This is a genomic window from Anoxybacillus pushchinoensis (assembly GCF_900111795.1).
GTDB lineage: Bacteria > Bacillota > Bacilli > Bacillales > Anoxybacillaceae > Anoxybacillus > Anoxybacillus pushchinoensis.
This window is the reverse complement of record NZ_FOJQ01000088.1, coordinates 1-6,151: the sequence shown is the minus strand read 5'-3', so window position 1 is coordinate 6,151 and position 6,151 is coordinate 1. Positions and strand designations below refer to the sequence as shown.

The 6,151-nt window shown below is 45.2% G+C and carries 4 protein-coding genes and 3 pseudogenes; 5 read left to right on the top strand and 2 right to left on the bottom strand.

Going from position 1 to position 6,151, the window contains the following annotated elements; translation table 11 throughout:
* A partial coding sequence (locus BM213_RS13920) for a transposase (protein ID WP_143091217.1) occupies nt 1-250 on the bottom strand: 250 nt, incomplete at its 3' end.
* A 268-nt stretch (nt 251-518) separates the two neighbouring features.
* Between BM213_RS13920 and BM213_RS13915 the strand changes: the two are divergent.
* From BM213_RS13915 to BM213_RS13900, 4 genes and pseudogenes are all read left to right on the top strand, one after another.
* Nucleotides 519-1,412, top strand: a pseudogene (locus BM213_RS13915) (short-chain fatty acid transporter); the annotation flags it as partial.
* Nucleotides 1,413-1,584: 172 nt separating this feature from the next.
* Nucleotides 1,585-2,442: a Cof-type HAD-IIB family hydrolase gene (locus BM213_RS13910; protein WP_091705119.1), complete on the top strand. Its 858-nt coding sequence runs from the start codon at nt 1,585-1,587 to the stop codon at nt 2,440-2,442.
* Between the two features lie 172 nt (nt 2,443-2,614).
* Nucleotides 2,615-3,538 (top strand): glutaminase A, encoded by a 924-nt coding sequence (gene glsA / locus BM213_RS13905; protein WP_091705116.1) that lies wholly within the window; start codon nt 2,615-2,617, stop codon nt 3,536-3,538.
* A gap of 175 nt (nt 3,539-3,713) precedes the next feature.
* Nucleotides 3,714-3,875 (top strand): annotated as a pseudogene (locus tag BM213_RS13900) (IS256 family transposase); the annotation flags it as partial.
* Between the two features lie 66 nt (nt 3,876-3,941).
* On the opposite strand, the gene BM213_RS13895 reads toward BM213_RS13900, so the two are convergent.
* On the bottom strand, nt 3,942-5,183 hold the full coding sequence (locus tag BM213_RS13895) for a Glu/Leu/Phe/Val family dehydrogenase (protein ID WP_091705124.1): 1,242 nt from the start codon (nt 5,181-5,183) through the stop codon (nt 3,942-3,944).
* A 151-nt stretch (nt 5,184-5,334) separates the two neighbouring features.
* On the opposite strand from BM213_RS13895, the pseudogene BM213_RS13890 reads away from it, so the two are divergent.
* A pseudogene (locus BM213_RS13890) lies at nt 5,335-6,151 on the top strand (ISLre2-like element ISGsp3 family transposase); the annotation flags it as partial.

Sequence of the window (6,151 nt, the reverse complement as noted above, 5' to 3'; positions counted from 1 at the left end):
AGATGGAGTTTTCCTCCTCTAGATCCCGAATACGTTTCTTCAGTTCACGAACTTCGTGGTCTTCAGTTCGAAAAGTTTGGGTTTCTGATATTTCTGGTTCTTGCTTATACTTTTTCACCCAACCGTGAAGCGTATTTTCATTAATTTTGAGCTCCCGAGCCACTTGTGCAACGGATTTCGCTTCCTCAAAAATATAACAAACAGTTTGACGCTTAAAGTCTTCTTCGTACCGCCTTTGTTTTTTTGTCATGTAGACACCTCATTTTTTAGTCTATTATTACTATAATAATCTGTGTCTACTTTTTAGTCTAACATCATCGCCCAGTCTTTTTGTATCACAAGAAGCATCGTTTCTACACTGACGAAACACGAAAAAAACGTGTGGGACTCGTTATGTCTTCTGTTGACAGGCGAAACGCTCGATCGTGTTCTTTCTACCACTTAGGGCATTTTCCATCACGAGGATGCCCTATTTGTGTTGCGATTCTTTATATACTACTATCGGGGTGAATAGTTACGCCAGCGCTTATTCAGGATTTGTTGTTTGGCACGGCGGATTAAGCGGATCTATTCCATTAACGATTGCGACGGAAGGACATTTTACGCAAGAAATCATTGGGATTATTCCAACGAGCGAAACGCTTTTTTCTACATTTAATCTTGTGATTGTTTTCGCCGTTGCCATCATTTTGCCGATCGTCAATCGTTTTATGTACAATGAGAAAGAAGCGGTCGTGATTAATCCGAAGTTATTAGAGGAACCAACGGAAAAAGGGAAATTTCAGCCGGTGACTCCCGCTGAGAGATTGGAAAATAGCTGGCTTGTATCGGTATTGATTGGCGGGATCGGTCTTGTTTTTGTGATTCATCATTTTGTGACAAATGGATTTAAGTTGGATTTAAACATTGTAAACTTCACATTTTTGTTTTTAGGGATTTTGTTCCATTTTCGTCCGCGCAACTTCTTGCAGTCGGTTCAAAATGCGGTGAAAGGTGCAAGCGGAATCATTATTCAATTTCCGTTCTATGCGGGAATTATGGGAATGATGGTGTCCTCAGGGTTGGCTGAGAGAATTTCTCAATGGTTTGTTTCAATCTCAAATGAAGTGACGTTTCCTTTATTAGCGTTTATTAGCGCGGGGATCGTCAACATTTTTGTCCCATCGGGTGGAGGACAATGGGCCGTACAGGCGCATATTATGTTGGAAGCTGGTGCGGACTTAGGCATTGCGCCTGCTGTGACGGTCATGGCTGTTGCGTGGGGAGATGCTTGGACGAACTTAATTCAGCCGTTTTGGGCGCTTCCAGTCTTGGCGATCGCTGGCCTAAAAGCGAAAGACATCATGGGCTTCTGTTTGATTAATCTATTTGTGACAGGAATCATCATTGGTGCTGTATTTTTGCTGTTTTGATGTACATGGATGAAAAAATGTTAAGCGATCCATCGGGAGTGGAGATCGCCTTTTTATATTATTCCACCCTCAAAATCCTAGTTTTGTATTATAATGATGGAGGGTTTTTCTTGTCAGCGATCAAGATGGCGATTTTAAACCCAAATCCCATAAGGAAACGAGGGGTTAACCGATGCTCATTGCATTAGACATGGATGGAACGTTGCTGAATTCGAATGGACAAATTAGCCCAAGAAACAAAGAAGCGATTATTCAAGCGCAAACGGCTGGGCATGTCGTCGCCATTGCGACAGGGAGAGCGTATAAAGACGCGTATGCGCCATTGAAAGAAGCGGGGATTGTTTGTCCGATTATGAGCCTGAACGGTGCGGTGATCACGCTTGCAGATGGGACGATCATCGGCGATATTCCTCTAGAAAAACAAAAGCTCATCCCTGTGCTTGAGTGGGTTCGAAAACAGCCAGATTTATATTGTGAAATTTATACAAACGAAGCCGTTTATGTTGGCTTACATAATCGCGAACATTTAGAGGAGCTCGCGGATCGAATGAGTGAAGAATATCCCGATTTAAAGCGGATTGTGAAAAAACAGTTTCAACAGGCGCGTGTGACGTATGTGAACGATATTCAAGAAGTATGGCTGCAAGAGGATGCGCCTTTTTATAAAGTGCTTATTTTTTCGTTGAATAAAGATCTACTAAAATCGGCTTCATCGAAGTTTGCGGAGATTTCGGATGTAACGGTCACTTCATCCCATCCCAATAATATTGAAGTGAACCATGAACAGGCGACGAAAGGGCGTGCGCTCGCCAAACTGGCCTCCTATTACGGGATTGATCTGAAAGACACCGTGGTGATGGGAGACAGTCACAATGACCTTTCGATGTTTGCGGTTGCCGGTTATCGTGTGGCGATGGGAAATGCTTCGGATGAGATCAAAGAGCGTAGCGACTTCGTGACAGCGGTGAATGATGAAGATGGAGTGGCACTTGTTTTAGAGAACCTTGCAAAAGAGGGATCGCTAAGCTAGATTTCGTTTCTGGATCAATATGCATGGCAGGTTAAGTGGAAATAAAATCGGAATAAACGATGAAATAGACAGGAGCTGATCCATTCATTTGGACAGCTCCTTATGATTTTTTATTTGGGATCGTTATACATATCGAAGGTTTGGCTGGTCATAATAAAAACGGTGATGAACAATGTATAATGAAACGCAATTGCAACAATTTGTAGAACAAGCCAAACCATATGCGAAATACGGGAAGGTGGCTGATTATATTCCGGCCCTTCGCAAGGCGGATCCAAATGATTTATCGATCGCGATTTATGCCCCTGATGGAACGGTTGTTTGTGCGGGAGATACGCAAGAAAAAGCAACGCTGCAGAGCATTTCGAAAATTATCGCGCTCGCGTTTGTGTTAATGAATCGCGGGGAGGAAGAGGTATTTAAAAAAGTTGGAATGGAACCGACAGGGGATCCGTTTAATTCCATTGCTAAATTAGAAGAAAAGCAACCGCCTAAACCGCTCAATCCGATGATTAACGCGGGTGCATTAGCGGTTACGCATATGATTGATGGAGCTGATGTAGACGAACGGTTTCATCGTTTGTTAACGTTTGTGCATCGTTTGACGGGAGATTCAGCGATTACGTATTCAAAAGAAGTGGCGCAATCGGAGTTTGAAACGGCGTTTTTGAACCGTTCTCTATGTTATTTTTTAAAACAGCACGGCATCATTGATGAGGATGTTGAACCGTTAATGGATTTATATACGAAACAATGCGCCATCGAAATGAACTGTATCGATTTAGCGAGAATCGGGCTTGTTTTTGCGATGGACGGATTCGATCCGATCCAAAACGATCCAATCATGCCCCCTCACATCGCACGGATTTGCAAAACATTTATGGTGACATGCGGCATGTATAACGCTTCAGGAGAGTTTGCGATTAAAATTGGCATTCCAGCCAAAAGCGGCGTTTCAGGCGGAATTCTCGCGGCTGTCCCAGGCCGATTTGGCATCGGCATCTTTGGACCGTCATTAGATGAGAAGGGAAACAGCATTACCGGCATGAAACTATTAGAGCTGTTATCAAAAACGTATTCGTTAAGCATATTTTAGGCACAGCTTTCATCCATGAAAATGCGAAGAGGTTTCAATGCAAGGGCTATTTTTATGTTCGCTGATTGATGATGTATAAAATTTTGTGTAAAGCATTTTGCTAGACCAAAAGAAAAAAGGTAGGGTATTCTCTGATTGGACAAAAACACATTCCAGAGAAAGGAGAACCCTACCTATGTCTAAAAGTATATCGAATATCGACTGGGCAAATCAACTGGAAAATGCCATTCGGCAGTTTGTGAAAGAAAAATTAGAGCTGATTATGCGGGAAGAAATTAAAAATTTCCTCGAAATCGAACAAGCGGACACATCCAATATGAGAAACGGCTACTATCAACTAAGAGACAGAACAAAAAAGAAGCCCCAAAGCGAGGCTTCGATCAAAGTTGCTTCTACTTTAGAATTACACCCAGCCGCGCGCTTTCATCGCTTCTGTAATTCGTTTTAACGAAATAATGTAAGCGGCTGTGCGCAAATCGGTACTATATTCTTGCGCCGCTTCATAAACGGCGTGGAAGCTATTCACCATAATGTCCGCTAATTTCATGTTTATTTCTTTTTCGCTCCAGTAATAGTTCATCAAGTTTTGTACCCATTCGAAATAGGATACGGTCACTCCGCCGGCATTGGCGAGGATGTCTGGGATGACGAGAATGTTTTTATCAGCAAGAATGCGGTCTGCCTCCGGAGAGATTGGACCGTTTGCCGCCTCAGCGATGATTTTCGCTTGAACTCGACCAGCATTGTTTGATGTGATCGCGTTTTCCAAAGCGGCAGGAATTAAAATGTCAACTTTCAGCTCTAATAAAGCGGAAGGATCAATTTGATATTCCACACCGTAGTCAAGCAATGAGCGATGGTCTTTCAAATATTCTACTTTCCTTAGATCCAATCCGTTCGGATCATAAATGGCACCTTTGGAATCGCTGACAGCGACAATTTTGCATCCAAGTTCTGAGAGCAGTCTGGAAGCAATTCTTCCCGCGTTTCCGAATCCTTGAATTGCGACAGTCGCGTCTTTTAACGGACGTCCGAGTTTTTTCATCGCTTCTTGAATGGTAATGACACAACCGCGTGCGGTTGCTTCATTTCTTCCTTTCGATCCCCCGATGATGAGCGGTTTTCCTGTAATGACTCCTGGGGAGAAAGATTGTTTGATGCGGCTGTATGTATCCATCATCCATCCCATAATTTGTGGATTTGTATAAACGTCAGGAGCAGGAATGTCTTTATCTGGGCCGATGATTTGCGAAATGGCTTCGATAAATCCACGGCTGACGCGTTCCAGTTCTCCAGGGCTTAATGTTCGTGGATCACAGACGACTCCACCTTTTCCACCGCCGTAAGGAAGACCAACGACACCGCATTTAAACGACATCCACATCGATAATGCCTTTACTTCATCAAGTGTAACATCGGGGTGAAAGCGAATTCCTCCTTTAGTAGGACCTAAAGCATCGTTATGCTGGGAGCGGTATCCTTCGAATACTCGGATGGTACCATCATCCATTTTGACAGGGAATGATACGGAGAGGACTCGCATCGGTCTTTTTAAAACTTCAACGATGTGCAGTTCTAAACCTAGTTTCGCTGCGGCTGTTTCGATGTGTGAGTAAAATATTTGTGGGTGACATTCAGGAATGATTCCCCGACGAGGGTTGCGAACTTTTGTTCGCGACGCTCGTCGGGGCCACCAAGCGAAGCGCGGTAGAAAAAAGCAAATGTCATGCAAAAAGGACTCTCTCCCTGCTATGATGGTGATGACCAACATCCATAAAACAGGAGGGAGAGAGTCCATGAAACATCTTACCACAGAATGGCCTTTATTAAAAGAGCTGGAGGAACAATTAGTCAGAACTCTTCAAAAGGTGTTCGCTGTCTTGTTGGCGGCCCTTTTGGAGGAGATTGATCAACAACTGGCGGAAGCGCGGGACAAGCGCCGGTATCAGCTGAAAGACAAACGGCCGACCACGATCCAAACGCTGTTTGGAGAAGTGACGTTTCGACGGAACTACTACTATGATCGGCAGGCGGGGGCGTATACCTTCTTGCTGGATGCCGAACTGGGCTTTGATGGAGCGCAGTCGATCAGCCCTTGCCTCGAGGAAACGGCGGTCGAGTTGGCCGTAGAGTGCTCTTCCTACCGCAAAGCGGCCCGTACGTTGGAGTCGATCGTGGGGTATGCGGTCATGAGCCACGAGGCGATTCGCCAACTGGTGCTGGAGGCCCCTGTCTCGCTGCACCACCCTGTTTCCAAACGGCACGGCCGAGTGCTATTTGTGGAGGCGGATGGGCTGTTCATTTCCCGCCAGGGGAAAGGGAAACGGGCGAAAGAAGAGAAAATCCTGGCGGTTCACGAGGGATGGAAACGAAACGGTTCGCAGCTCGAGCTCGTGAACCGGCGCCACTACCTCCATGAAGGGGCGGGAGACGTGTGGGAACGGTTTGAAGAGTGGCTGATGAACGAATATGCCTATGACCCGTGCCGGGATCTTTTGATCATCAACGGCGACGCGGCGTCGTGGATCACAGCCTGCCGGGAGTATTTTGGAAAGCGAGCCTGCTTTCAGCTGGATCGATTTCATGTGGCGCGGGAGCTGCGTCAGTGTCTGT

What these genes read in the sequence shown, in the direction of transcription:
- BM213_RS13910 (WP_091705119.1), top strand. Translation starts at nt 1,585, where the DNA reads ATGCTCATTGCATTAGACATGGATGGAACGTTGCTGAATTCGAATGGA.
- glsA (WP_091705116.1), top strand. Translation starts at nt 2,615, where the DNA reads ATGTATAATGAAACGCAATTGCAACAATTTGTAGAACAAGCCAAACCA.